The following is a 26,831-nucleotide window of genomic DNA, read 5'->3' as shown; positions in this document are numbered from 1 at the left end:
ATCGTTATGAAAAAAAGTATTTATTACATACTATGCGTCATCCTACTGGCAGCTGTATGTGCGTTAACGTCCTGTAGTCAGGATGAACTTACCCCGGAAGAGGAGGCGACACCTGGCGGTGACATTGCTACGGAATCCATGGAAGCCACTTCAACAACCCTTCAATTGATGCGGCGAGCGGTCGATAACGATGGCTCGTATGATAATATCGTCGATGGTTCAAGCTGTTTTGATATTCAATTCCCTTACAGCGTTTCTGTAAACGGTCTAGCACTTACCATAGAAACAATGGACGATCTTGAAACCATCGAAAAGATTTTCGACGCCTTCGAGACGGATGATGATGTTTTGGATATTGTTTTCCCCATTACCATTACGCTGGCCGACTATACCGAGGTCACTTTGTCCTCACCGGAAGACCTTAGGGCTATTGCAGAGGAATGTGTAGAAGGAGGTGAAGACGATGATATCGAATGTATCGATTTCGTTTATCCTATTACCTTGTACACTTTTAATCCTAATCTCACGCTCACCGGAAATGTTACCGCAACCGATGATAGTGAACTTCGACGTTTTTTTACCGGTCTAAGGGAAGCCGATTTGGTTAGCGTGGAGTTCCCCGTGTCATTTGAATTACAGGATAGTACACAGGTCACCGTCTACAATAATGCCGAATTGAAGGATGCCATAGAAAGCGCTATCGATATATGTGACGAGGACGATGACAATGATTATAGCGATGATGACTTTACCAAGGTACGCTTAGATACGGTATTGATCGCCTGTCCTTGGCTGGTGGAGGGATTAGAGCGTAATAATCAGGATACTACCGACCAATACGAAGATTATGTCCTGAACTTTAGTGAGAATGGTAGCGTGGTAGCACGTGACCGAGAAGGTAATTTGAGTAACGGGCAATGGAATACCAGGATTTCTGATTACAGGGTTGTCTTAAACCTCGAGTTTGAATTACTGGTCGATTTCACCCAAGATTGGTTTGTGAACGATATTGACGGTAAAAAGATCAAGTTACACGCTGGTGATGATAATAAGATTATCATGAAAAGGTATTGTGAGGATACGCCTGTAGCCTGTGGCGAAGACTATATTTCTGAAACTTTAGACACGTGCAGATGGGCACCTTCACAGGAGGAAGGTGATTTTTTGAACGATTTAAGGATTGATTTTTCAGATAGGGACATTCATGTATACGATGCAAACGGAACGGTCGTAGATGAAGGGAACTGGTCGATTGACGGAAACATTGTCGTCTTTAGCGATTTGAGTATGGCACTCGCTAACTATATTGGGCAGTGGGAAGTTCTCGAATGTAGTGATGTGCGATTCAGACTCCGACGTGGTGACGAAAACCTGATTATCGAAAAGGAATGTGATAAAGTGACTGTGGCCTGCAGTGAGATGTTTATTAGCGAAAACATAAGCACTTGCCAATGGGCCCCTTCACAGGACGAAAATAGTAGTTTGGATTACCTGCGTATCGATTTTTCAAACAGGAACATACATGTGCGTAACCCGAATGGAACCGTGGTCGATGAAGGCAACTGGTCGATTACAGGGAATGTTCTGACCTTTAATAATCTGAGTATTGCGCTCGCCAATTATGTTGGCGATTGGGAAGTGACCGAGTGTCGCGGGGCACGCTTTGTTCTTAGGCGCGGCGAAGAGACCTTGGTCATCGAAAAAGAATGTGAATGAGACCTACTGTAAAATTTTGCCCCACAACTTGTTTGGAGCGTCCATCGAAAGATGGGCGCTTTTTTTAGGACGCTTTTCAATGGGTCTAGGTTCTTGCTTTTCAGAGTGAACGGCCCATAGCTTTTATCAGAATGGGGCATTTTTTTATATTCCGCGCAATCTTTCCCAACAGTAGTATCCCAAGATGAGTTCAATTCATTAAATTTGCCTTTCTCCAAAAAGTAAGTAAAACGATGTTCGATAATTTAAGCGAAAAACTGGATAAAGCCCTGCACGTACTGAAGGGGCACGGGCAAATAACCGAAATCAATGTAGCCGAAACGACTAAGGAAGTCCGTAGGGCTTTGTTGGATGCCGATGTCAATTTCAAGATTGCCAAGGAATTTACGAATAAGGTAAAGGAAAAGGCACTGGGGCAAAACGTACTTACGACATTACAGCCCGGCCAATTAATGGTCAAGATCGTTAAGGATGAACTTACCGAATTGATGGGCGGTGAGCAAGAGGGCATTAATCTTTCCGGCAACCCTTCGGTCATTCTAATGTCCGGTCTTCAGGGTTCGGGTAAGACCACTTTTTCGGGTAAGCTGGCAAATTTCTTAAAAACCAAAAAAAGTAAAAATCCACTTCTCGTGGGTTGCGATGTGTATCGTCCGGCGGCTATAGATCAGCTACATGTGGTAGGCGACCAAATAGGTGTTGAAGTATATTCCGATAAGGGGAATAGCGACCCGATTGCCATTGCAAAAGCCGGCGTCGCCCATGCCAAGGCAAATGGAAAAAATGTGGTCATCATCGATACGGCTGGTCGTTTGGCGGTAGATGAAAAAATGATGGATGAGATTTCCAACATCCACAAGGCCATAAATCCAGAGGAAACACTTTTTGTAGTCGATGCAATGACCGGCCAGGACGCCGTGAACACTGCAAAGGCTTTCAACGATATCCTGAATTTTGATGGTGTCATACTCACGAAGTTGGATGGCGATACCCGTGGGGGTGCTGCCATTTCGATCAAATCGGTAGTAGACAAACCGATAAAGTTCATTGGTACGGGCGAAAAGATGGAAGCCATCGATGTTTTCTACCCTGCCCGTATGGCCGAGCGTATTTTGGGAATGGGCGATGTAATTTCGCTTGTTGAACGTGCCCAAGAGCAGTTCGATGAAGAGGAAGCGAGAAAAATCCAGAAGAAGATTGCCAAGAACAAGTTTGGTTTTGATGACTTCCTCAGTCAAATACAGCAGATCAAGAAGATGGGGAACATCAAAGACCTGATGGGTATGATTCCGGGTGCAGGAAAGGCGTTAAAGGGTCTGGATATCGATGATGATGCCTTTAAGCATATCGAGGCCATTATCCACTCGATGACACCGGACGAGCGTTCCACACCATCAAAGTTGAACGCCAGCCGCAAGAAACGAATAGCCAAAGGCAGTGGGCGCGATGTACAGGAGGTCAACCAACTCTTAAAGCAGTTCGACCAAATGAGCAAGATGATGAAAATGATGCAAGGCGGTGGCGGTAAAAAAATGATGCAGATGATGGGCGGTATGAAGGGGATGCGTTAATATCAGTCACGAGTTACGAGTTATGAGTGATGAGTTATGAGTTTGGAAGTACTCTGTTTAACGCTTCATTTCTTAGTGAAACGCTGTTAAATGGATTTTAGAAGTTACCAAAACTGCTACTAAAATTTGGAGTAAAATAAAAAAAATAGCACCCGAATGGAAATACTAGATGGCAAGAAAGTTTCGAACGATATCAAAGAAGAGATAGCCGCTGAGGTAGCGAAGATGAAAGAGCGGGGGGAGAAAGTCCCTCACTTGGCCGCTGTTCTCGTGGGTAACGATGGGGCCAGCTTGACCTATGTAGGCAGTAAGGTGCGCTCCTGCAAACGGGTCGGCTTTGAATCTACCTTGGTGCAGATGCCCAACACCACCTCTGAATTGGAGTTGTTGAAAAAAATCGAGGAGCTCAACAACGACGATGATATTGACGGTTTTATCGTACAGTTGCCCCTGCCCAAACAAATCGATACCCAAAAAGTAATCATGGCCGTACATCCCGATAAGGATGTAGACGGTTTTCACCCAACGAACTTCGGGAAGATGGCTCTGGACATGAGCACCTTTATCCCGGCCACGCCTTTCGGTATTTTAGAATTGATCGAACGGTATGGGGTAGAAACACAGGGCAAGCATACCGTGGTTATCGGTAGGAGCCATATCGTAGGGCGACCGATGAGCATTCTCATGGGGAGAAAAGGCTTTCCCGGTAATTCTACGGTAACGTTGACCCACAGTCGTACCAAGAACATCACCCAAATCATTTCCCAGGCCGATATCGTGATTTCAGCCTTGGGCAAACCAAAATTCCTTAAGGCCGAAATGGTAAAAGACGATGCCGTGGTCATTGATGTTGGCATAACACGCGTCCCTGATGATTCAAAAGAAAAAGGGTACTATATTACTGGTGATGTCGATTTTGAAAATGTAAAGAAAAAGGCTTCGTATATCACACCGGTCCCCGGTGGCGTTGGCCCGATGACCATTGCCATGCTCTTGAAAAATACGCTCTTGGCACGGGAGCGACACCGAAGTAGGGGATAGCCCAATACAGCCAAATTGAATACTGCCTTGGGCATGTGCGTCTAAAGGAAAAAACAGCAAGGCTTTCCAGCCCTTAAGTACATGTCCGGTAAAAACCAACTATCCTTCGTCGAGCCTTCCAAAAGTCCATTCTTTTATGGCTATGTTGTACTTCTTGTAGGAAGTATAGGCGTGTATTGTAGCATTCCCGGTCAGACCATCGGTGTTTCCGTATTTACCGATCCCGTCAAGGATGCCCTGGGCCTTTCCCGAAATGAATTCAGCAATGCCTATATGATCGGGACTATCTGTAGTGCCTTGGTCATTGGGAGAGCCGGTATTTGGTTCGATAGATACGGAGCACGTTGGGTCGCTTTTTTCGCCGCAATTACATTGTCTTTCGCGCTCCTACTTTGTTCGGTATCGGTGCAAATGAGTGAATCGATAAAAAAGCTACTCGGTCTCGATACCTGGTTGATTCCTTTTGTAGTGATGACCTTGCTGTTTTTCCTATTGCGATTTTCGGGACAAGGAGTATTGACCATGGCCTCTCGAAATATGATCATGATATGGTTCGATAAGAATAGGGGAAAGGTGAACGCGATTAGTAGTGTTGCCATTTCATTCGGATTTTCTTCAGCACCTTTATGGTTGAACGCACTTATTGAAGACTATAGCTGGGAGTTTGCATGGCAGGCGTTGGCCTGTGGGCTATTGGTATTCGCGCTTTTGGTATTGCAATTTTATAAAAATAGGCCGGAAGACCATGGTTTGGTACCTGATGGCATATTAAAAAAGAAGGATGTGGAAACTGAGATCATTCCCATAGCGAATCAATATACCTTAAAAGAAGCGCAACGAACAAGGGCTTTTTGGATGTATGGCCTCATTTTGGCATTCAATAGTTTTTTCATCACGGGGCTTACCTTTCATGTCGTTTCCGTTTTTGCGAGCGAAGGGTTCCCAAAGGAGGATGCCATTTCGATTTTCTTGCCGGCCTCGGTCGTCGCGGTCACGATTTCGATGGTTTTTAATTTCTTGAGCGACTACCTGCAGCTCAAATTGTACCTATACCTTATGATTTTTGGAGGACTGATGGCCTCCGTGGGTTTTTTATTTCTTTCTTCCGCTGTTGGCGTTCCTTTTCTAATCGGGGGTTTCGGAATCATGAGCGGTTTCTTCGCGGTATTGAATGCCATCGTCTGGCCGCGATTTTATGGGCGCACGCATTTGGGCGCCATAACCGGCAAGATCATGTCTTTTCTTATTTTGGCCAGTGCGTTAGCCCCGCCGATTTTTAGTTTTTGCCTATCCACATTTGGGTCGTATCGTCTTTTGGGGTATCTCGGTCTGGCCTTCTTGCTTTTCCTGTCTCTGGCTTCCGTACGCGCAACCAATCCGCAATAATCACCTATTTTTTTGAGCTAAGGGGAATTGGCGGATTGATAGGAAATCGCTACCTTTTCTGGTAAAATCGACCACCATGAAAAAACTGTCTTCCCTTTTAGCCATCGTCATTTTTTCCATTATGGTATCTCATGCGCAAGACAAGCAACCCGATTTTGCCATCAATGTTTCCTTTTCTCAGGATGCAAGCGCCGATGCCAAAGATGGACGGTTGCTCTTAATGCTTTCCAATAATGACGAAAAAGAGCCTCGTTTTCAAATTAACGACGGACTTCAAACCCAATTGATTTTCGGGATGAACGTCGATGGCATGGCGGCTGGCGAAGACAAGACCTTTGATGACACTATTTTTGGTTTTCCCTACCCCAGCTTGGCGGAGGTACCTCCTGGGGAATATAACGTACAGGCCTTATTACATGTGTATGAAACCTTTGATCTAGCTAGTGGGCAAACCGTAAAATTACCGATGGATAACGGCGAAGGGCAGCAATGGAGAAGTTCTCCAGGAAATCTTTATAGCAAACCCTTTAAGATTACCGTTTCCGAGAATGGCATTTCCAATGTGAATGTGGTCATGAACCAAGTCATTCCACCTATTGCCGAAGCCAAGGATACCGAATGGATCAAGCACATTAAAATCAAGTCGGAAAAACTCACTGGATTTTGGGGTAGGGATATGTACCTGGGTGCCCATGTCTTGTTGCCGAAGGGATTTGATGAACATCCCGAAGCAAAATATCCCCTGATGATTTTCCACGGGCATTTTCCGGATGATTTTGGGGGCTTCCGTACCACTCCGCCAGACCCCGATCTAAAACCCGAATACTCGGCACGCTTTGATTTAGAGGGGTACAATATCATTCAACAGCAGGAGGCGTACGAATTTTATAAACGTTGGAACGAACCTGATTTTCCGCGTATGCTGATTATCGAAATACAGCATCCAACTCCGTACTACGATGATTCCTACGCCGTGAATTCGGCCAGTCAAGGTCCGTATGGAGACGCGATTACGCATGAATTGATTCCGTATATCGAAAAGGAATTCCGTGGTATCGGTGAAGGGTGGTCCCGATTTTTATACGGTGGTTCCACTGGAGGCTGGGAGGCGTTGGCCGTTCAGGTAAAATACCCCGAGCAGTATAACGGCTGTTTTGCAGCCTGTCCCGATCCCATAGATTTTAGGGCGTATTGCTTAACGAATATTTATGAGGATAAGAATGCCTATTATTACGAAAGCGATCACAAAACGCTTGAGGTGCCGGCGCATCGTAATTACCTGGGTCAGATACAATCTACCCTAAGGGAAGGCAATCATTTGGAATTGGTGCTGGGAGATAAGTCGCGGTCCGGCCAACAGTGGGATATTTGGGAGGCTACCTATTCGCCGCAAGGAGCTGATGGTTATCCAATGCGGATTTGGGATAAGATGAGCGGTGAAATAGATCATAAGGTGGCGGATTATTGGAAGGAGAACTACGATTTACGGTATATTCTTGAACGCGATTGGGACAAGTTGGGTGAAAATCTAAAAGGAAAAATTCATATCTATTGTGGGGATATGGATAACTATTACTTGAACAATGCGGTGTACTTGATGGAAGATTTTTTGGAAAGTACCACCAATCCGTATTACGAGGGCGAGGTCTTATACGGCGACCGCGCCGAGCATTGTTGGAACGGGGATCCCGAACAACCGAATGCGATAAGCCGTTTGCGCTATAACAGCATGTATGTGCCAAAAATCATGAAACGCATTGCGGAAAGCGCTCCCGAGGGAGCCGATATAACGAGCTGGCGCTACGAATAGCCCTCGCGGTTAGGTTACCCAAAGGGGGCGATATGGTTGGTAGGTTTCGCATAGTATAGGGTCTGTTAGGAATGATTTTCTATTTGTATGCAATCTTAAAATACTATTGATATGAAACTAGGAGCATTTTCTGTGAGTCTTGCGGTCAAGGACCTTAAAGTCTCTAAAGCATTCTACGAAAATTTGGGTTTTACCCAATTTGCCGGGGAAATGGAAAGGAACTATCTCATCATGAAAAATGAGCATACGATAATCGGACTGTTTGAAGGGATGTTCGAAGGCAACATACTCACCTTTAATCCCGGGTGGAATCAAAACGCCGAGCCCCTTGATGATTTTGATGACGTTCGGGACATTCAAAAACATTTGAAATCCACAGCGATCAAGTTAGAGCGTGAGGCCGATGAAAATTCCACCGGACCTTCAAGTTGTGTGATTACCGATCCCGATGGAAACGTAATCATGTTCGATCAGCACGTATAACAAAGTCTCAATATAAGCGTAATGCCTACCTGGGAAGAAAATTTGAAGCAGTACGACGCCATGGTGGCCAAGTGTTCGCGCTTTGAACGTAAGGGAAAAACCATGCCCTATACTTCCGCAAACGGTCATATGTTCTCGCTCTTCAATAAGGATTCTGAAATCGGCATCCGATTTTCGAAAGAAGTGCAAACAAAATATTTGAACGAGCTGAATACGACACTATACAAATCCTATGGCGCGATCATGAAAGGATATATCCTGATTCCTGAAACCTTGTGGGGCGATGAGGAGGTAGTAGTTCGATTATTGAATGAGAGCTATGATTACGTTATGATGTTAGACCCAAAGTGAACCGCTTTAAATTTGGCAAGATCATTATGGAGGATTCTAAATTCAGATTTTGGCAAAAATGGTTGACTTGGGCCAATATAATGACCCTAATCGTAGGTCTCCTAGTGGCCTTTGCTGGAAATTCTATTTTTTTCGAAACTCATAATTCATATACCGAACAGGTGTTTTTTCGAAGTGAAGGTATGCAAGCAGATGTACTCCAATTTAAAAACTGGCTATTCGGGATTATTGGAGGAACTATAGTAGGGTTTCATTTATTGATGATCATGATTTCCGAGAATGCTTTTAAAAGAAAAGAGAAATGGGCCCATTACGCCCTATGGCTAGGTTTATTATCCTGGTTTGCAATTGATAGTAGTATCTCCATATATTACGGCGCTATTCATAATCTGGTTATCATCAATATTGTCGCTTTGTTCCTTATCGGACTGCCACTAATAATGACCCGATCGGCGTTCCGAAATTCAGGGTAGCATCAATTTTGGCAAAGTGTCGAAAGTCCATTCCCTTTTCTTATTTTGTATTTGTAGGGAACTCAGAAAGTTGATTAATCAAAGTCGTAATAATGAATAAAATTGTTTTGTTTTTAGTACTAGGGCTGTTGTCGGTCTCCTGTAAATCCGACAAAAAAAATAGCAAGAAAGAAACCGTCGCAGAAAAAGGGGAGATGAATACCGCTACGGATGATTGGGTTTTTCTTTTTGATGGATCGAGCACCAAAGGTTGGCGGGCTTATAATGGTGATTCTTTACCGCCACAATGGGTTATCGTGGACGGGGTTCTGACGTTCGACACCGAACGAAAACTGGAATCGGAACGAAAGGGGGGCAACGACATTATATATGCCGCCGAAGCGTTCGATAATTTTGAATTGTATTGGGAATGGAAAATTCCCGAAGGCGGGAACAGCGGGTTGTTGTACCACATTCAGGAGGGCGATTGGAGTCCACCAGAAGTGTCTCCAGAATACCAGATGTTGGATGATTTAAAATGGGAAGTAATCAACAACGCCACCCTGGAGGATTGGCAAAAAACAGGTGCCGATTATGCGATGTACGCACCGGACAAAAGTCAAAAAATAGTCAAGCCCGCTGGAGCGTGGAACAGCTCAAGAATCAAATTCACCCCGGAAGAGGTCGAACATTGGCTAAATGGTAAAAAAATCGTTTCCTTCGTGCCATGGACAACGGATTGGGAAAAGCGAAAGGCCGACGGGAAGTGGAAAGATTTTCCGATGTACGGAACTTTTAAAAAGGGCTATATCGGATTTCAAGATCATGATAGTCCGTTGTGGCTCAGAAATGTCAAAATAAGAAAGCTATAATAAGGAAAATTTTGTATGCGATATAGAAAATTCGGAAGAACCGGTTGGCAAGTAAGCGAGATAGGCTATGGCATGTGGGGCATGGCAGGGTGGACGGCATCTGACGATGCGCAATCGGCAACAAGTCTTGATTTGGCCGTAGAGAAAGGCGTCACCTTTTTTGATACAGCTTGGGGCTATGGCGAAGGTCATAGCGAAAAATTATTGGGTGACCTGGTAAGACGGCATCCGAGCAAGAAATTATACACAGCGAGTAAAATTCCGCCTAAAAACTTCAAATGGCCGGCGAAGCCCGAATATTCTTATGAGCAATCCTACCCCATTGCCCATATCATGGAATACACCGAAAAGACGCTGAAGAATTTGAGGCTGGAGCAGCTCGATTTAATGCAGTTTCATACTTGGGACGATGGCTGGTCTAACCGTGACGAATGGCAACGTGCCATCGAAGACTTGAAAACTTCCGGCAAGATTGCCGCGATGGGCATCAGTATGAACCGCTGGGAACCGGAAAATGGAATCGAAGCCTTGAAAACCGGAAAAATCGATGCGGTTCAGGTCATTTATAATATTTTCGACCAAGCTCCCGAAGACGTGCTTTTTCCACTCTGCGACGACTTAAACATCGGGGTTATCGCTCGGGTACCTTTTGACGAAGGCACCCTTACCGGAAATATCACCAAAGAAACCACCTTTCCTGAAGAAGATTGGCGGAGTACTTATTTCGTTCCTGAAAATTTAAACTCCAGCGTAGCACATGCCGATGCCTTACGACCGCTGATTCCCGAAGGTATGGACATGGCCGAAATGGCCTTGCGATTTATTTTGGAAAACGATAGTGTCGGTACTGTAATTCCCGGCATGCGCAAACAGCGTAACGTTTTGGCGAATACGGCGACCAGTGATGGAATAGACTTGTCTCCTGGACTAGTACGGGAATTAAAGAAGCATCGGTGGGATAGAACGCCAACGGCCTGGTCGCAATAAAATTTTGCGCTATTCTTTCGCTATCAAAGGACGCTATATCCTAACGAATTCATTGACCTTGAATTTTAATGCGGCAGGACAATGGGTTCAGCGCACCATCACTTTAAGAGCAAATACCACCGAGTTGGTGCTTCCCAGTAATGATTGATACAATTGAAGATTCAATGGATAAATGGCACTAAGCTTCCGCATTAAAGCTGCTTTCTAGACCTCCATAAAGCAGTTTGTTCATTTCTTCCCAGAGCACAAGTTTAGAACGCCCAGGATTGGCTAAGGCCCCGCTATCATGAAATATAGAATCGAAAAGGCTACGTTTCTCAGAAACTTGAGCAGAATCAAGATCGAGGTTGTCAAAAGCAATGTTCCAGTCTTCGAAAGACCGCATAAAACCCTTTTCATCTCCTAATAGCGTAATATTCTCATGCCTAGGGTCCGAAAGAATTCGTTCGTACAGGTCCTTTACATCTTTTTCCGTGCCTTCGATCAATTGTAGAAACCGACCTTCATGGTATAGCAGACAACCGGTAATATTATTTTTTACATTATGTATTTTGGCGGTTTCGACCATCTGGTTAATCTCCTTTGGCCCAAAGCTAGCCGCAGCCTTTGATCTATATATTATGGTGTACATAATGAATTATTTAATCTTATATTCTTTTTTGACCTAGCGTTAAATGAGCTAGTTATACGATGTGCCGCACTAGTCGAGCGTATTGGAAACGAAACGTTTTTCCCATGAGGAAATAGGATGTAAAAAATCTACTGTCTAAAACTATCAATAAATATTTAAGATGGATTCTGTGTTTCGATCGCTATCGATAAAATTTTTGATTGCATTGCATGGGTTGTGAAGACATATGCCAATCTTGTTGCGTTATTTTAGCGAATTATATAATTTGTAACTTAATTTTTATAGAGATGTCCGATAAAATTCCCCGAATTTATATTCTAGATGATGATATGGTGTCGACCTTCGATATAGGCGTGAAACTACACCAATCAAAAAAAACATTTGATTCCGAGTGCTTTGAATCTATGGAGCGATTTAAAGTAGTTATGGAGAGCCATTTTCGGTTTAACTCGAAAGTTGTCGATATTCTGATGATAAGTTTGGATATTGATGGTGTAGATAGGGAACAAATAATGACAGCGATAAAAAAGGCTCACGAGATAGGGCGTAATTTCCAAACCTACTTCTTTTCGCGTTACATCTCTAAAGAGTTAGCGGATTTCGTACAGCGTTCCGACTTGATAAGTGATATTTTTAGCAAGCCCCTCACGAGGGATAATATTGATCATATCTTTGACAATTATCGTAAACGTAGCGCTAGAAGAAGTTTTTCGGCATAAATAGTAGCGCATCTTGTTTGTCACCTATTAGTCAGGTGACCTTACTTAGCCGATTGAGGCCTCCAAGAGAATCGCACGTCTTGTACATGGTGCAACGAACGTACTATTGAAATTATCTTAGAACGGCATAAGGTAGCCCTAGTACATCAGGCATATTTTTAAGGCTGTCTGTACGGCAGTCTTCGAAGTAAGCTATCTTGATTGCCGATTCAGGAAGAAAGACAAATCAAGAAGCTGAACCCGTCATATCTTTTAGAAACACTTTTATAGTACTAGTGGTGTATGCATTTACGAAGAATGTTTTTGGGTATAGCAAAAAGTCATGTACCGGCAAAGCCGGAAGAATGCCAATAATTGATCGAATTGGCGTTTCCGAAAATCTAGCCGACAAAAGATTGTATGAAAAGCAAATACCAATACTATGAAGTCGAATAAAAAGAGAAAAACAGCAATGAATTGGTTGCTCAAGGCTCGAGAAAGCTGGGAAAATACGGGGAATAAAAGGCCGCCATTTGCTGTAGCCCCCAAAAAGGGGCAGCGTTCCGTCTGGGATTTTCCACGACCTCCTGTCATTGAAAAAGTGCAGCAGCCAGTTATGGTCAAGTACCAAGGTGAGACAATCGCGGATTCGCACGAAGCCTTGGCAATACTCGAGACTGCAAGTCCGCCAACCTATTATATTCCTGTTCGCGATATTGATCTGGACGCTCTTGTGAGCCTGCCTGGCAAGACTTCGATGTGTGAATGGAAGGGTGTTGCAGTCTATTGGGCTTTAAAAGACTCGATTGATCGAGCCGTGGCATGGTCGTACCCCAAGCCTTTTACGGAATTTGAAATATTGAAAAATCATTTGGCCTTCTATCCGCAGCGCTTAGAGTGTTATGTAAATGCGGAAAGGGTAGAGGCACAGGCTAGCGAATTTTATGCGGGATGGATCACCCCTGACCTGACCGGCCCTTTTAAGGGCGAAAAGGGAACGGAGCATTGGTAAGCGAAGTAAGAATATATTGGAGAAGTGCTAATATTACGACCTGACATTAGAGAATTCAGGTTATCAATAAGTTCAAAAAAGCTCTTTTTACGCCAGCACTGCACTTTAAGTGCCACGGCTATCCTATAGTTCCTTTGACGCCGGACCAGTGTAACTGGCCTATTTTATCAGGGATTGAATTTTTTCGAAAGGATAGTGACGATTACGTAAAAGCTATAAGTAATGCTAATGATGGCGCTGGAATACATTAAGATTTTCATTTTTTTACGGTGTTAAATTTTATAAGATGACTTATAGCGTTTTATCTTACTCCTCGCTTTTTCCATTCTTCCGCCGGGGCTAGGAATTAAAATCGCAACCTATTAGCCATTGGAATATAGAAGACTACACAAAACATATGCCGCTAATGCCCAAAAGACGATTAAATTAGGAAACCCTTTGATGGTCTTGATATTTTTTAATCGTTCTTGCTTTTCTGTAAGACCAATTTCCATTATAAATTTACACCACAGCGGCCTACTGGTCATAGGCGTCTGTACCTGCGGATAGATAAATTGTATATCTGGTGGAATATGTAGTGTCAATCGGCATATGTAGTGCTTTCTAGATATAGGTTACAAATAGAAAGACATACCACTAGCGTTTGGTAAACCTAAAGGATAAAACTATCTTGAACGTGATGGTACCTGTATGATTTAAAAACGATGGATCTATTCGATGTCGGAGTCTTTATTTGAAACTTTGCGTGATGCAGTCGTCACGTACCTATTAGAGAGAGAAAAAAAGGTTTTTAATCTTCCATACCGTTTTCCGCCAAAACATTTAAACGCCAATTATGGAAAACGTTATACCTTGTACAGAATTTCAGATATGATATATCCTATGGCACCATCCGAACTAAAAAAAATCATTCAAGGCATTCCCAAAGCGGAACTTCATCTGCATATCGAAGGAAGCTTTAAACCGGAACTCATGTTTGAAATTGCCAATAGGAACAACATACCTTTAGCCTATGATTCTATTGAATCCCTAAAGAATGCCTATCAATTCAATAATCTTCAAGAATTTTTAGACATCTATTATACCGGAGCACAAGTACTCATAAAGGAGCAAGATTTTTATGATTTGACTTGGGCCTATCTCACAAAAGTATACGGTCAAAATGTAGTGCATGTCGAGGTCTTTTTCGACCCACAAACTCATACCGATAGGGGCATCGGATTCAATGTGGTTATCAATGGTATTCATAGAGCTCTTGAGAAGGCCAAGGCAGAATTAGGTATTTCGTATAAACTCATCATGTCTTATTTACGGCATTTAAGCGAAGAAGCGGCATTTCAAACCCTTGAAGCCTCGCTACCATTTAAACACCTGATCGATGGTGTGGGTTTGGATTCCTCCGAGGTGGGAAATCCGCCTAGCAAGTTCGCAAAGGTGTTTAAAGCTTCCGCGGATCAGGGTTATAAATTGGTGGCTCATGCAGGTGAAGAAGGTCCGGTAAGTTATATCTGGGAGGCCCTCGACCTTTTGAATGTGGTAAGAATCGATCATGGAAATCGCTGTTTGGACGATGAAGCCCTAGTGCAAAGATTAGTGGCACAGAAGATACCGCTAACCTTATGTCCGTTAAGTAATGTAGCGCTCAAGGTCATTGATAAAATGGTAGAACATCCTGTTGCCGTGATGCTCGACAAGGGAATTGTTGCCACGATTCATTCGGACGACCCAGCTTACTTTGGAGGCTATATGAACGAAAATTATTATGAAACGGCCCGAGCCCTCGATTTAAATGAAGTCCAACTGATGCAATTGGCCATCAATGCTTTCGAGGCGAGTTGGTTATCTCCGGAGGAAAAAGGAAAACATATTTCCAATGTCAAAAAGTATTTTGGCGTTTCAAATGAGTAAACCGGTCTACTATAAAAAAATAATTGCAATCCAGTAAAAATTGATTTTTTAGTGCCTTCATTCACCTTAAACCAGAGTGTAGCCGACTTGTACGTCAACCGTTAGCGAATCGGAATGCTTGTATTGCCAAATAACAAATAGGGCAGATTTTAGTGCAATGTTGTATTTGTCCTGATGGTAGATTTCCAAGATTTCGTTCAAATCCAAATCTTTGGATACTATTGTGTAATTCGGGCCCTCAATCAAAAATTCACGTGCGATATATCCGGCTGTGGCATTGGCCAGGGTCCATGGAAACATATTCGGATTGGCAAAACGCGGACTGTGCTCCAAAGCGTTTGCCCAAAGCTGTACGGATGAGTTGCTACCTGCTGTATTCGTAAGCAGATAGACAGCGCTTTTCACTCCATGAAAGCGGATAGCCTCTTTACGAATGCAATCGGCTAGCTGATGGGCAAGCCCCTCTTCATTATCGTCTTGAAATAGGTATGTGTTCCAGTTCAGTTCCATTGTGAAAATTGAGAAATGGAATTCAGGCCCCCGAAGGCATAGCCACAATTCAGCACTTTCTTTACGGGACGGGAAATCACCTCGGTGGGGATGGTTACACCCAGGGTACTGCTCTCGGAATTGGCCGTAGGCGGTATCTGTTGATGAACTATCGATAACACCGACACCACGGCCTCTATGGCCGTTGCTGCACCCAAGGTATGGCCAATATGCGCCTTGATACTGGAGACCAAGGGTGGCGCTTCCGCGAATACCCGTCTGATGGCCTGTGCTTCGGAAATATCGGACAGCTTGGTTCCCGTACCATGTGCACAAATCCAGTCTACAGCATTTTTAGTTCCATTTTTGAATACGGGAAGCTGCTCAAAACAATTGATGATACCGGCCGAATCGGGTCTGGGTGCGGTAGGATGATAGGCATCACAACTTAGCGCACAGGCATCGAGGGTGGCCAAAATATTCGCTTGGCGCTGTTGGGCATCAGCGATTCGTTCCAAAACCAAAAAACCGGCACCCTCACCCAAAACCATCCCATCCCTATCCGGGGAAAACGGTCGGCAATTTCCCGAGGGCGACATGGCCCTTGCACGACTGAACCCGGTCATCGCGATTTTCGAAAATGGGTCGACCCCGCCAGCGATAGCCACGTCAACACGCCCACTTTGCAGGGCTTCTCTGGCCGCCTTCAAGCTGTAGTTGCCGGCAGCACAGGCCGTGGCATAGCATCGATGCATTGCGACTTGTGGCAAGTGTTTTCGCAAGCACCTGCAAATACCATTACCGTTATAGTCCTGTTGTAAAATGTGGCGATTTCCTTCGGCAATGGCTTCAAATGCGGCACTCTCACCCATAGTGGTGCCAAGAAATAAGCCTGCATTGGGTGGTTCTTCCAATCGTGCCTGCTCGAGGGCTTGGGAAATGGCTTTTTTCGCCAATTCATAGCCGCGTGATAAGGGGTCGCAGTCGAATTCCATAATGCGATGGGCATGAGTGTACTTGAAATCCAAGGCTTTTAAATCGTCCCATTCGCGAATACCATTTTTTTTGGACACTAATGATTGCCATAACTGGTCTATTGTTTGCCCCACGGAGCAGACGACACCCAATCCGGTTACTGCTACACTATCAGTTTGCAACGGCATGGTCGATATAATTGACAAGGAGGTTCATCGTAGCAATTTTTGGCCAATCTTCGTCGGGTATCTCAACGCGATAATCTTGTTCGACCCGAGCAATGAATTCCGCCATGTCAAGGGAATCCACGCCCAGCTCGTCCTTAAAAAGTTCATTGTTCGAAAACAGGTTTATTTGCGGTTTTACCTCCGCGAAATGCCGTAACAGATTGTTTAAAATAGAATCTTTCATGGATATGTCTTTATTTGTTGTACTTGTGTTGAAACCTTCTTGCTGCTGTAAATGGGAGCGAGTGGATCACCGATCAGACGATAGCCCATATAAGCCGATGCGTTTTGTGGCATAGCCTTCACTATGACCTCGCCTATGGTTCTGGCCCCTTGCAAAAGGGCTTTGCACAGTCCGACCGACCATCGTGTATTATCGGTGTGCAGCGTACTGTTAATGGCACCGAATGTTGCCGCACAATTTTGGTTGAGGACCAGTTCTTCGCAAAAGGAAAGCAAATTGTTTTTCCTGGCGGCAGTCTTACAGCACAAGGATAGCAAGCCACCTATGGGTTCCGCTTGTTTTTCTTCAAAGTGATGGGCACGAAATCCGTAATAACCCACCCAACCAATGGGCCGGCCATGGCCAAAATAAGCGGCAAGGCCCACGCCTTCCTCGAGACCGTTGACGACCTCTTCCCTTAAGATAACATCACTGCTCCACCGTAATGGAACAACCTTGTCCGTTAAAATATCGTTCATTCGATTTACGATACGCGTAAATCGTGAATGCCGTTGCGACAAAAGTGCAATGATGCAATCGTCCTGCGCGCGGCCATGTACTGCTTCTACGGTATCGGCAAAACACCGGATATCTTCGCTATTCCGAAATGGAAGCCAGGCAATCGGTATTTTCTTACCCTGTTTTTCCATGAACGGAGCACTACAGGCAGACTTTGGATGTCGCTTTGCGTTACCGAAAATCAAAATGGCTTCTTCCTCCATATGTAATTCGGTGACATCTTTGAAAGAATACCCACCGGCATATCGTCGTAGCGTTACCCTATCAACAAACTGTTCATACACTTTTTTCAAATGCAATATATTTCCTTCCGATGGGGAACCGGAAGGAAATGTCGGTACATAAAGTAAGATCGATTTATGCCGCTGCCCGTACTTCATCTACATATTTTTGAAATGGTTCAATGGCCGTACCGGTTTGACCCAGCAATCGTGCTCGTACAAAGTATTGCATCAAAATTTGCCCCTGCTGTTCTTCGTTAAAATCGTCGATAGTAGTATTGGTATCCAGCACTCCGGAACCACCTTCCCCGGTGTAGAAACCTTCCGATTCATTCAATAACGAAGTGGTCATTACCGTGTTGCCTGAGGAATCTTCTACTTCTACGGGTTGGTAGTAGGCATTTGGAATATTGATACCTACATCCGCGGTACCCTCATTGTAACCATAATTGTATCCTGAGCCTACGGTCTGGGCCGCAATGGCGTGGGCCATGTAAACAGGACCAATATTTTGGTTTTGCCAAATATGGGTCAATTCATGGATTAAGGTACCCCGGTTGAAATTATCATCTACATCAAAATTGATAAGATTACCAGTTACGAAGGCACGAGACTCCGGATTGCCCGTGAAGAAATCTTGGATACCGAATACCACATCGTTTAACGGACCTTCTTTTGCAATGGCCATTTCGTCCCAATCTATCGAATTCCCAAATACAAATTGGCCGTCTGCGATTTCCTCGGCGGTCAAGCTGCGGTAGCTGCCGAGACTTTCGAATAAAATGGATACCACGGTTCCCAAAAAACCGGTTGCTACCTCGAAGGCGGCTTCCAGCATACCAACGACATCTTCACCGATTTCGAGTAAGGTCTGGGTCACTTCGTCTAGAAATTCTTCACCGGCATCGGCGACGGCCTGGTACACATCTTCCAAACTTTGGCCAATTTCACGGGCTGCCGTGATAAAATTCTCCAACGCCTGATTCGGATGGGTCATGACTTCAACTAACAAGGTGCCAAGCGCCACTCCTATCGCCAAAGCGCCGGCAACGACTTCCCGTGCCACCTCGATGGTTTTTCGGGCCATCCATGACACCAGTTCCCTAATTCTATCGGCTGCGCTGAGCACGCCTTCTACAAATTTTCGAATGCCGGGTATAAAATCCTTTTCCAGATAATTCAATACGTAATCGATGGAATTGCCGATACGTTCCGTAGCTTCACCCAATAGTTCCAGAGCGGTTTCGCCGGCCGAAATGGCCCAATCGATTACCTCGGAAATGCGACTGCCAATATCTTCGATAATTTGCAAGATCCTATCGAAAACGTCATCGACTTGTTCCAGTGCCCAGTCCAATACTTCGGTAACACTTTCCTTCACAAAACGGATGGCCAATACAGCTTGTCGCCATAATTCGGAAGCAAGCGATTCACCCCGTTCGATTAGCCATTCTAGAATATCGCCGACCGGACCCAACGCTTGTAAAATACCATTCACTATTTTTCGGAATACGAAGTAGGTAGCTTCGGCGACGGATTCCAAAATCTCGGCGATGGTCGCGCCAACCTTCATGGCGGCTTCCACCAGTCGTGCTGCCGCGCGATAGGTAAATTCAACCATAGACTTTGTAAATTCCGCTATGGTCTTTCCAATGGCGAACATCGCCTCGATGGTTTTTTCCAAAAGGTCTACCGTTAAATCGTAGACATCCTTTAGAAAGTTCACAACCGTTTTACCCAATTCAAAAGCCGCTTCAACGACCTTGCGGATGGCCGCGACGCTTTTCGCAGCAATGGTGGTGATCAAGTCTACCAATGTTTTACCGGCGGAAAGCAAGCCATCGATGACCTTGGTAGCCAATTCGGAAGCGGTGTCTATGATAAAATCGGCGAACTCGCTCAAGGTAGTGCCAATTTGTGCCGCTGCTCGGGCGACTTCATTGACGAAGTCCGCAGCAGCCGCGGCCGTCTCATTGATAATGTCGGCCAACGAATTTCCCAATTCACGAAATGCACGGGTCACCTCTTGCAATAGGGCATGTGGACGGGTAACCAAGGTGACCATAATGGAACCGATGGTTTCACCGATTTCAACCAAGGCCCGTACCGTATTGCGAATTAACGTGGCGCCAAACTCCAAGGCTTGAAAAAGTATGTTGCCTATGGTCTTGCCAATGTCGATCAAAGCCTGAACGCCTAATTTTACGAAATCAAAAGTTTTTGTGGCCAACCAGCTCAATAAATCGGCCAGTATTTCTCCCAACTGGTCTATGGCGCGCAGCACATCGTTTAAAATATCGACCGCAAACTCGAATACATCCTCCATTATTTCGAACAACGTTTTACCGATTTGATTAATGGCTTCCACAAACTTTTTAACGGTTTGATAACCGTATTCTGCAGCTGCTTTAAGCAGCTCCCAAATATGTTTTCCTCCCTCAAGTAATGCTCTGGCCAAGCTGGAGATTTCATCTACGATCCAATTTACAACGTCTTCCAATGCATCTACAAAATCTTCAAAAACATCTGTGAGGCCATCTACAATCGATTGGGCAGCCTCACTAAGCACATCAACTACATCCTCGAAAATATCCACAATGGCATCATCAGTTTCAGCATCGGGAAAAACAGGGTCATGTCCTTCTATTTTACGCATTTGGGCTCCGGCATCGCGAAGCCAATATAGCACTTCTTTTAGGCCCTCTTTGTCCTTTTTACCTTTTTCGTCCAAGACGAAATCGCGCATTAACGTTCGGGTCTGTTGGCGTGGTAATTGGCTCATCGCATATACAACGCCCCTACCTTGGTTTGCCCTTCTGTAGCCTTTGATTACGGCCGCACGTTCCTTTTTTTCCATCTGTGCGACACCTTGAAAAAATTCCCGTTGGTGTTTGAGATCGCCAATGTTTTTGGCATAAGCCTCGGAAAGCTTGATTGCCTTGTTTTCGCTTTCTTGATACATCAATTTAACGGCAGGAGCCAATTCTACTGGTTTGTAGTCACATTGGAGTACCGCATCGCTAATCGACTTTTTGCTGCGGAACGAGGCATTGTTCACAGCATTGACTATTGCATTTTTACCGGTACTGAATTTTGTTTTTTTAAGTTGTTTTTTTCGATGGTCCCGCTTTTCCTCAATTTTTGCCGAGAGGCGTTGTTTCGTTCTTTTCTTCGAGGAAGAAGACTTAGCAACTGCTTTTTTTGTAGCCATAATAAGGTGTGTTAAGTGAATAATAAATTGGTAAACCAGATTGGATAGCGAAGTTGCTTCAATCTATTTCCTATGAAAATGAGGGAAGAGGTGGGGGGTGATAAAATCCGTATGAATAGGGATGTTAAGAAATACACACAGGATTCGTCCAAAAGTAATTCGCTACATTTCAAATAGGGTCTAAGTTTGTATAAACGGCTACGAATATTGTATGGACCGTTATAACAAGTCGTTTATAAATGAAAGATGATGAACCGCAATAAAGTGATGCTTCAGGTTTTTTCGTATCTTCTTATAATAAAACAAAGGCTCCCGTGAAGCAGTTACAAAAGCATTCCAACTTTATGAAAAAAGCATTTATTTTGAGCATATTGAGTATGATTATGGTAAGCGAAATCGTCGCCCAAACGGGAAAGGTTTATGATGAACTAACCATGACCAGTAAAGTCTTAAAAAGCGAAAGGGAGTATGCGATTTACCTTCCGCCGGACTATGAAACCTCGGAGCGCAGCTATCCCGTACTATATCTGTTGCACGGTGCCGGTGATGACCAAACGGGTTGGGTACAATTTGGTGAAGTACTACGTATTGCGGATAATGCGATAAAGGAAGGCAGGGCCACACCCATGATCATTGTCATGCCCGATGCGAATACGGGTAAACGCGGTTATTTCAATCAAGCCGATGATTGGCGTTACGAAGATTTCTTTTTTGAGGAGCTTATGCCGTATGTTGAACGGCAATACCGGATTAAAGGCGAAAAACGCTATCGTGCCGTAGCCGGACTATCCATGGGCGGTGGCGGTTCGTTCATGTATGCGCTGCACCATCCAGAACTGTTTTCATCGGCATGTCCTTTAAGTGCTTACGTAGGTCCGTTAACTCTAGAAGACTTTAAAGAGCAATTAAAAGGTAGTGATGTCGAATACACCGAAGCCGAGATGCTGGAATATTTTAAAAACCACAACGCGGTGGAATTGATTCAATCAATGGATGAGAAAGAACTAAAGTCGGTACGTTGGTATATTGATTGTGGCGACGATGATTTTCTATACGAAGGGAATAGTCTGGTACATATCGCGCTCAAGAAAAAAGAGATTCCGCATGAATATCGTGTTCGCGACGGCGCACATAATTGGACATATTGGAGAGCATCTTTGCCCAACGTACTCCATTTCGTTTCAGAGGCTTTTCATCAATACTAATGTTTGTGTATCACTTTTCCTTAGCCAAGGTCATCAGCTTGAATGTTGCAGGGGTAACATCCTTAAAAGCACCAGAAGTATTCGATAGAATGACTACGATGGTTTTGGTACTCGGAACAATTACCAGCTGTGTGCTCGCCCCGGTCTGTTCGCCACTATGTCCTATAATGGCTCCCTCATTCGGCTTGGGATTGTAAAGAAACCATCCAAAGCCATAGCCATTCGCCTCTTTTTCAAGACTGTGATGCTCCCGCATTGTAGCCAAGGTGCTTTCTTTAATTAAGGTGTTTTCTAAAATGGCATTACCAAACTTGAGCATATCCCCCAATGTAGTGTACAGTCCGCCACCAGGAACCCGATTGCTTAGGTTATTTTTTTTGCCAACTCTAATTTTTCCGTTGTGTTGTTTGTGATACAGGTTGGACTTTCTTTCCATCTGTTTCGAAAACTTTTCAACCCCGGTTTGGGTCATTCCCGCTTTATCCCAAATATTCTTTTGCATGTAGGCTTCGTAACTATCACCGGAAACCTTTTCAATGATCAAGCCCAAAACTGTATACCCGTAAGTGGTATAGCTGTAGCGTGTACCAGGTTCGAATAACAGCTCCCGCTCTTTAAAAATAGCTACCGCTGCCTCGAGATTCGGGTATTCCGTTTGGTTTTGGGCTTCGCGGCCATTTTTATAACCATTTAAACCGGAAGTATGTGACAGGAGATGTCTAGTGGTTATTTGGGTTTTTGCCTGTTTCGGATAATCGGCGATATAATTTTGAATGGGCGTATCCAGATCGAGTACTCCTTGTTCTACCAATTGCATTATGGCAACGGCGGTCATTGGTTTCGCTATCGAAGCCATTCTCGTTCTGGTCTCCAGCTCAAATTTTTCTTGTTTTTTCTTGTCGGCATAACCAACCGCTGCTTGCCAAACAATTACACCATTAACGGCATAGCCGCCTACCGCTCCCACTACCTTGTTTTCCGTAATTAAATTGTTTAAAATATCAGCAGCCTTTTCTTCTTGTGCCAGGCTATTGAGGCCAATGAAAAATGACGCGATTAGGAAGATATTTTTTTGCATGTAATAACATTTTAAAGGATTCGAACAATGTCGAAAATAATCACGAAAAGAATTGTAGCGGCTTGTTTTACTATGATAGGGGCGAATCATCCATTTTGAGGGACGAATGCTTCAATGCTAATACAGCGCTCTTGTATTTTTTGGAAACCGGGACCTGCATTTGCGTTAAATTCAAAGTGTTGGCGTCCTTCCATTCTTTAAAATGGGCAGGATTGATTAGGTGTGATCGATGTACTTTCAACAATTCGGGTACATCGGTTTGAATTCGCTTTAGCGTGGTTCGAAGCAGTTTTTTTTGCAGATGTTTACTTTTAAGGTAATTCACCTCGATATAGTTGTCGGCGCTGGAAATACTTACTAGATCGGAAAAAGAAATTTGTAAAATATCCAATTTATTATCGCCTTTCAACACAACGGTGTCAGCCACTGGCAAGGGTGCCCTTTTGTTCGAATACCAGCGCGCCAGGACAAGCACGGCAAACAGGATAAAGAAGATAGGATAGTAAACGCCAAATGTAAATTTCCAGACGTCGTAGGTACCGTTAATAATGTCCGTTTTATAATAGGCGTAGCAGCCCACTAAAGCGATAAGATTGTACAGCGCAAGGTAAAAGAGTTCGAGGACGATAGTCCATTGCTTCATTTTTCGAAACAACCAATTTTGTACCGGTATTAGGGCGATATACGTTACAAATGCGATGAGGCCGTAAAAGGGTAATATTCGTAGGCGTATTGAAAGAGAAAGATCGGCCGCATCGAAAGGCGCGATAAGTACCAGAAAAAGGGCCAGCCAAATACCGATTACCAAACCGACGAAGGTATGATATTTGTAGGAGGTATTTAGATTCATCGGAGACATGGGTAGTGCCATTTTAGAGGAGTACCGGGAGGGGCATATCCGGTCGGGAAATAGAGTTTTTTTAGTACGACCGAATGCATTGTATTCTGAGGTTTTTTCAAAATACGATTGCTTTATGTTGCAAATAACTGCCCCAAGTCCTTGAAAGCCTTGAACTCCAGCGCATTTCCGGCGGGGTCCAAAAAAAACATCGTGGCCTGTTCCCCAGCTTTCCCCTTGAATCGAATGTAAGGTTCTATAACGAATTGAACACCTTTGGCTTTCAGTTCCTGCGAGAACGATTCGAAAGTATCCCATGGTAAGACCACGCCATAGTGTGGTACCGGCACATCATGCCCGTCAACCGGATTATGATGTACGGCCTCGGTTTCCGCTTTAGGTTTGTAGTGGATTACCAATTGATGCCCGAACAAATTAAAATCGACCCAATGGTCACTACTACGACCTTCTTCGCAGTTCAATATCTCACGATAAAAGGTTCTGCATTTGGCTAAATTATGAACGGGAATGGCAATGTGAAAGGGCGTTACGTTTTGCATGTGCTTCTTAATTACGAACATGAAATTAGCAAAAATCATTTCGGGAAAAAAGACAATTCCCCCTAAATTAGAGTGATTGGTGCAATCCGCACTGATGCGGCCATTCGCATGATACTATCAGGTCGTTAATTGGTTAGAAATGCTGTAATTTGGTCGTTCACCTCATTTTGATGCATACTGTGGCCAAAACCGTCGGTACTATAAAGGCGACTTCCTTTCCACGCGCTATGCACGCTTTCTGAGGCATGATAGGGAGCGATGTTGTCCGAACGATCGTGAAATAGCAATCCTTTTTTGGTATTCGATTTGGCATAGCGCGCCGTAGAAACCTCTCGGATGTAAAAGCCGAACTCCGAAAAAAGATAATTATCTACTGCCCGCATCACTTTCTCACTCAAGCCTAGAATAGATTGATAGTATGTCATGATTTCATGAAGCTCTGAGGGCGAACCGATCGTCACTATTTTCTCGATGTGGGAACCGGGGTAGTGGTATTCGTGAAACAAGGCGGTCATTCCACCGACGGAATGTCCGACCAAATACTGTGGTTTGTAGAACTGAATGATATAATCCAGTACCTTGGCGTTAAGGGGAACATTAAAAAGTTTTCCGGAGGAGTACCCATGTGCAGGTGCGTCGAAGGCGATAATATTAAAGTCGGCCTTTTGCAACCTCTCGATAAGTTTATGCCAGCGCCATGCGTTGCTCTCCCAACCATGTACTAGCAGTACGGTGGGGCCGTTTCCTATCCAGCGATAGCCCTGAATGTGATGATCGGCAATGTCGTGAATCTTATCTTTTGCAATATCGAGAAAGGGCGCTTGGGCGGGCAGCACCTTACCCTTGCGTACGGTACAGAAAACATCGAAACCCTTTTTGCCAACTCTTTCCGGGGCGATGTGTACCATAGCGTTAAAATAGGCGCCGTAGGCAATCGGTATGAATTTATTGAGGATTTTTCTCATTTCGGTTGCGAAGATAATTTTTGTTATTCGTTTCGTTGGCCATCAACATTTCCTTTACATGATTCTACCGAGCAGTAGTTTTCCGGTTCCTTTTCTTCCAAGGTTTGCTCGGCCAAATTCCAATTATGTTATATCGCTTTCCTTCGTACGGCACATCGATTCGGTGATGTTTATGTTATAGCCGCTATCCTTCATTTATCGATAAAGCACAATTCTAAGTGCTGATAGGTACAAATGTTCTGATGAGTTTGGATAATTGCTTCAATAAAGTTACTTTTAGTAACCTACTCTTTAATTCATACCAAAAATAATCTATTTTTGAGGATTATCGTGCAGGTGAACCAAGATACATTAGGTATGGAAACGGAAACTATTACTGAAAATCAGAAGGTTAGGGTCGCAAAAAAATTGAAAAAAATGTTCGGCCATATGGATCGGCGCGAAATGGAATATTGTCCCATTCGTGATGTCATGGCTTTGGCATCCGATAAATGGAGCATACTGATTATACTATACTTAGGCTATTTTCCGATATTACGATTCAATCAACTGAAAAAGAAAGTGTACGGTATCTCGAACAAGGTGTTGAGCGAACGGTTAAAAATTTTGGAGGCTGACGGATACCTATCCAGACAAATGTATCCCGAAGTACCGATTCGGGTGGAGTATCAACTGACAACATTCGGACATTCGTATCTACTGAAATTGATTGATTTAAGTGAATGGGTCACAACCTATAGCGATCAAATTATCGACAATCGGAAACGTTTTAAAAAAGGCTGATATTGATATCGTCGACAGTTATTCGTAACTGTAAATTGAGGAATTTGAATCCTATTTCAATTCCATCCCAACATCATGTATTTGATTTTGGCCTTGTCCGGAATTTGCACGGCATCAATATTTTTACTGGAAGCGTATCGCAGGCTACTGGGCAATTCTTCTTTACTAATGGTGAAATACACATCACTTTCCTTGACCAATAACAAGACATTATTGGTAGAGGTAATTACCTTTTTTATGGTGTACGCCTCCTTGATTTCCTTGAACGTACTTTTTATATTCACTCCTTTTTCAGTGGTAAATCGCGGATCCTCGAAACGAACATTCTCGATTTGGGGAATACTGTCGGCACTTGGGGTAAGCGTCAATAAATGCCGACCGCCTTTTTCATAAATTTTGAGTTTTTTCGCTTTATTTCCCAAGTTGAGCGCAGTTGTATCCTTTACGACGGAATCTTTTGCGAAAATCAATTCAACATCGCGCGCGAGGCTCGATTTATCGAGCATGCCTACTTTTTCGTTGGTGATGAGAAACGTAGTATCAACCTCTTGTTGACAACTCTGTAGGTAAAGGGTGAAAAGAAAAATTATGATGAGGTATTTTTTCATGGCTGGTTTGG

Annotated in this window: 27 protein-coding genes; 16 read left to right on the top strand and 11 right to left on the bottom strand. The window is 44.0% G+C overall.

Going from position 1 to position 26,831, the window contains the following annotated elements:
* Positions 1-6: 6 nt before the first annotated feature.
* The 11 genes from FGM00_RS13250 (at position 7) to FGM00_RS19830 (ending at position 10,817) form a co-directional block, all read left to right on the top strand.
* Entirely contained in the window at positions 7-1,716 is a 1,710-nt protein-coding gene (locus FGM00_RS13250) for a hypothetical protein (RefSeq protein WP_138853373.1), read from the top strand.
* A gap of 233 nt (positions 1,717-1,949) precedes the next feature.
* Entirely contained in the window at positions 1,950-3,287 is a 1,338-nt protein-coding gene (gene ffh, locus FGM00_RS13245; RefSeq protein ID WP_138853372.1) for a signal recognition particle protein, read from the top strand.
* Positions 3,288-3,443: 156 nt separating this feature from the next.
* A complete protein-coding gene (locus FGM00_RS13240; protein WP_138853371.1) occupies positions 3,444-4,328 on the top strand; it encodes a bifunctional 5,10-methylenetetrahydrofolate dehydrogenase/5,10-methenyltetrahydrofolate cyclohydrolase in 885 nt (294 codons plus the stop codon).
* An 81-nt stretch (positions 4,329-4,409) separates the two neighbouring features.
* The gene (locus tag FGM00_RS13235; RefSeq protein WP_138853370.1) at positions 4,410-5,714 is read left to right on the top strand and encodes an MFS transporter; all 1,305 of its coding nucleotides are present in this window, start codon (positions 4,410-4,412) and stop codon (positions 5,712-5,714) included.
* A gap of 76 nt (positions 5,715-5,790) precedes the next feature.
* Complete coding sequence (locus tag FGM00_RS13230) at positions 5,791-7,524, top strand: alpha/beta hydrolase-fold protein (protein WP_138853369.1); 1,734 nt, start codon at positions 5,791-5,793, stop codon at positions 7,522-7,524.
* Between the two features lie 111 nt (positions 7,525-7,635).
* On the top strand, positions 7,636-8,007 hold the full coding sequence (locus FGM00_RS13225; RefSeq protein ID WP_138853368.1) for a VOC family protein: 372 nt from the start codon (positions 7,636-7,638) through the stop codon (positions 8,005-8,007).
* A gap of 21 nt (positions 8,008-8,028) precedes the next feature.
* Entirely contained in the window at positions 8,029-8,358 is a 330-nt protein-coding gene (locus tag FGM00_RS13220) for a hypothetical protein (RefSeq protein WP_138853367.1), read from the top strand.
* A gap of 26 nt (positions 8,359-8,384) precedes the next feature.
* Positions 8,385-8,831 carry a hypothetical protein gene (locus tag FGM00_RS13215; protein WP_138853366.1) on the top strand — a complete coding sequence of 149 codons (447 nt, stop codon included), beginning with the start codon at positions 8,385-8,387 and terminating at the stop codon, positions 8,829-8,831.
* A gap of 92 nt (positions 8,832-8,923) precedes the next feature.
* Positions 8,924-9,682, top strand: a complete 759-nt coding sequence (locus FGM00_RS13210) for a 3-keto-disaccharide hydrolase (RefSeq protein ID WP_138853365.1) — start codon at positions 8,924-8,926, stop codon at positions 9,680-9,682.
* Positions 9,683-9,697: 15 nt separating this feature from the next.
* Positions 9,698-10,669 (top strand): aldo/keto reductase, encoded by a 972-nt coding sequence (locus FGM00_RS13205; RefSeq protein WP_138853364.1) that lies wholly within the window; start codon positions 9,698-9,700, stop codon positions 10,667-10,669.
* A 4-nt stretch (positions 10,670-10,673) separates the two neighbouring features.
* On the top strand, positions 10,674-10,817 hold the full coding sequence (locus FGM00_RS19830; RefSeq protein WP_175416229.1) for a hypothetical protein: 144 nt from the start codon (positions 10,674-10,676) through the stop codon (positions 10,815-10,817).
* 30 nt (positions 10,818-10,847) lie between these two features.
* Here the strand turns inward: FGM00_RS19830 and FGM00_RS13200 are convergent, their stop codons facing one another.
* The gene (locus FGM00_RS13200; protein WP_138853363.1) at positions 10,848-11,300 is read right to left on the bottom strand and encodes a BLUF domain-containing protein; all 453 of its coding nucleotides are present in this window, start codon (positions 11,298-11,300) and stop codon (positions 10,848-10,850) included.
* 287 nt (positions 11,301-11,587) lie between these two features.
* On the opposite strand from FGM00_RS13200, the gene FGM00_RS13195 reads away from it, so the two are divergent.
* From FGM00_RS13195 to FGM00_RS13185, 3 genes are all read left to right on the top strand, one after another.
* Complete coding sequence (locus FGM00_RS13195; RefSeq protein ID WP_138853362.1) at positions 11,588-12,019, top strand: hypothetical protein; 432 nt, start codon at positions 11,588-11,590, stop codon at positions 12,017-12,019.
* Between the two features lie 421 nt (positions 12,020-12,440).
* Positions 12,441-13,010 carry a DUF427 domain-containing protein gene (locus tag FGM00_RS13190; RefSeq protein WP_236262780.1) on the top strand — a complete coding sequence of 190 codons (570 nt, stop codon included), beginning with the start codon at positions 12,441-12,443 and terminating at the stop codon, positions 13,008-13,010.
* An 870-nt stretch (positions 13,011-13,880) separates the two neighbouring features.
* Positions 13,881-14,918, top strand: a complete 1,038-nt coding sequence (locus FGM00_RS13185) for an adenosine deaminase (RefSeq protein ID WP_236262779.1) — start codon at positions 13,881-13,883, stop codon at positions 14,916-14,918.
* Between the two features lie 66 nt (positions 14,919-14,984).
* Here the strand turns inward: FGM00_RS13185 and FGM00_RS13180 are convergent, their stop codons facing one another.
* Genes FGM00_RS13180 through FGM00_RS13160 form a run of 5 tightly spaced genes read right to left on the bottom strand, consistent with a single transcriptional unit; the run spans position 14,985 to position 20,783 of the window.
* Positions 14,985-15,428, bottom strand: a complete 444-nt coding sequence (locus FGM00_RS13180; RefSeq protein WP_138853361.1) for a hypothetical protein — start codon at positions 15,426-15,428, stop codon at positions 14,985-14,987.
* Complete coding sequence (locus tag FGM00_RS13175; RefSeq protein WP_138853360.1) at positions 15,419-16,570, bottom strand: beta-ketoacyl-[acyl-carrier-protein] synthase family protein; 1,152 nt, start codon at positions 16,568-16,570, stop codon at positions 15,419-15,421. The genes FGM00_RS13180 and FGM00_RS13175 overlap by 10 nt, the downstream gene beginning before the upstream one ends.
* Positions 16,554-16,793: a phosphopantetheine-binding protein gene (locus FGM00_RS13170; RefSeq protein WP_138853359.1), complete on the bottom strand. Its 240-nt coding sequence runs from the start codon at positions 16,791-16,793 to the stop codon at positions 16,554-16,556. Before FGM00_RS13170 ends, FGM00_RS13175 begins: the two co-directional genes overlap by 17 nt.
* Positions 16,790-17,731 carry a C25 family cysteine peptidase gene (locus tag FGM00_RS13165; protein WP_138853358.1) on the bottom strand — a complete coding sequence of 314 codons (942 nt, stop codon included), beginning with the start codon at positions 17,729-17,731 and terminating at the stop codon, positions 16,790-16,792. Before FGM00_RS13165 ends, FGM00_RS13170 begins: the two co-directional genes overlap by 4 nt.
* Positions 17,709-20,783 (bottom strand): phage tail family protein, encoded by a 3,075-nt coding sequence (locus tag FGM00_RS13160; RefSeq protein WP_138853357.1) that lies wholly within the window; start codon positions 20,781-20,783, stop codon positions 17,709-17,711. Before FGM00_RS13160 ends, FGM00_RS13165 begins: the two co-directional genes overlap by 23 nt.
* 344 nt (positions 20,784-21,127) lie before the next feature.
* On the opposite strand from FGM00_RS13160, the gene FGM00_RS13155 reads away from it, so the two are divergent.
* Complete coding sequence (locus FGM00_RS13155) at positions 21,128-21,988, top strand: alpha/beta hydrolase (RefSeq protein ID WP_175416228.1); 861 nt, start codon at positions 21,128-21,130, stop codon at positions 21,986-21,988.
* Between the two features lie 10 nt (positions 21,989-21,998).
* Here the strand turns inward: FGM00_RS13155 and FGM00_RS13150 are convergent, their stop codons facing one another.
* From FGM00_RS13150 to FGM00_RS13135, 4 genes are all read right to left on the bottom strand, one after another.
* Positions 21,999-23,066: a serine hydrolase domain-containing protein gene (locus tag FGM00_RS13150; RefSeq protein WP_175416227.1), complete on the bottom strand. Its 1,068-nt coding sequence runs from the start codon at positions 23,064-23,066 to the stop codon at positions 21,999-22,001.
* 70 nt (positions 23,067-23,136) lie between these two features.
* Positions 23,137-23,925: a LytTR family DNA-binding domain-containing protein gene (locus FGM00_RS13145; RefSeq protein WP_175416226.1), complete on the bottom strand. Its 789-nt coding sequence runs from the start codon at positions 23,923-23,925 to the stop codon at positions 23,137-23,139.
* A 113-nt stretch (positions 23,926-24,038) separates the two neighbouring features.
* A complete protein-coding gene (locus tag FGM00_RS13140) occupies positions 24,039-24,464 on the bottom strand; it encodes a VOC family protein (protein ID WP_138853354.1) in 426 nt (141 codons plus the stop codon).
* A gap of 125 nt (positions 24,465-24,589) precedes the next feature.
* Positions 24,590-25,429, bottom strand: a complete 840-nt coding sequence (locus FGM00_RS13135; protein WP_138853353.1) for an alpha/beta fold hydrolase — start codon at positions 25,427-25,429, stop codon at positions 24,590-24,592.
* A gap of 357 nt (positions 25,430-25,786) precedes the next feature.
* Between FGM00_RS13135 and FGM00_RS13130 the strand changes: the two genes are divergently transcribed.
* Positions 25,787-26,212: a winged helix-turn-helix transcriptional regulator gene (locus FGM00_RS13130; RefSeq protein ID WP_138853352.1), complete on the top strand. Its 426-nt coding sequence runs from the start codon at positions 25,787-25,789 to the stop codon at positions 26,210-26,212.
* A 56-nt stretch (positions 26,213-26,268) separates the two neighbouring features.
* On the opposite strand, the gene FGM00_RS13125 is transcribed toward FGM00_RS13130, so the two are convergent.
* Entirely contained in the window at positions 26,269-26,820 is a 552-nt protein-coding gene (locus FGM00_RS13125; protein ID WP_138853351.1) for a hypothetical protein, read from the bottom strand.
* Between the last annotated feature and the right edge of the window lie 11 nt (positions 26,821-26,831).

It is taken from the genome of Aggregatimonas sangjinii (genome assembly GCF_005943945.1).
In the GTDB taxonomy this organism is placed as follows: domain Bacteria; phylum Bacteroidota; class Bacteroidia; order Flavobacteriales; family Flavobacteriaceae; genus Pelagihabitans; species Pelagihabitans sangjinii.
The sequence above is the reverse complement of the archived record's forward strand: the minus strand, read 5'-3'. Positions and strand labels throughout refer to the sequence as shown.